The organism is Mesorhizobium sp. WSM4810, from assembly GCF_055811235.1.
The window spans coordinates 1-732 of the sequence record NZ_JBVVQV010000090.1 but is presented as its reverse complement, the minus strand read 5'-3'; the positions used below and the strand labels follow the sequence as shown (position 1 = coordinate 732).

General features: G+C 58.6%; 1 protein-coding gene. It reads right to left on the bottom strand.

Annotation, left to right across the window (positions count from 1 at the left end):
• Positions 1-407 precede the first annotated feature (407 nt).
• On the bottom strand, positions 408-732 hold a 325-nt coding region (locus tag AC0L3O_RS35430; protein WP_473618156.1), incomplete at its 5' end, for a Crp/Fnr family transcriptional regulator.

Below are 732 nucleotides of genomic sequence, written 5' to 3'. Positions count from 1 at the left end.
CGAGGTGCCACGGTCGCCGACACGCTGGGCGGATCGGCCGATGCCACAAACCAGCAGTCGCGTTCGGGCGAGCGCAAACTGTAGCGCCTTACTTTGCATCTCCCCGCAACTTCGCTTTCGCAAATGATGGTGTTAGATGGCCGTCATCTTTCGAACTGGCCTACCTATGGAGGATGCGGGTTATCCTCCCCACTACGGACGACAAAGCAGGGTTCAAATGCCGCTCCCTCGGTAGCGAACTCCCAGATCATGCAAGTGCCGGTTCGCGGAGCGATTTATGCCGTGAAAAATATGATGGCGAAAGGATTAGGCTGTGGGAACGCTAATGCGCGATGCGTCGGTTGATTGCCGACGACGGTGGCGCTCGTCGCTACCGCGACTTTCGCCGAAGCCGCCGATTATAGGGGCTAGTCGGTTTTCCCCAGCAACAGCTCATATTCCCGCTCCGGCTCGCTGTAGGTGCCATCGGCCAACTGGAACAGACCATCACGATCCCTGATGACGATCTCACCCCGCGTGGCTCTGATTAGGCCCCTGCCCTCAAGCTCTTGGATTGCAACCGTGACACCCGGTCGCCGCACACCGAGCATGACGGATATGAATTCGTGGGTGATTGCAAGCCGGTCGGTGCGGACGCGATCGTGGCACATCAGAAGCCAGCGAGCCAAACGTTCGTCCAACTTCGACCGTGCGTTTACCAGGGCGGTGTAGCTGGTCTGAATATAGAGGGTC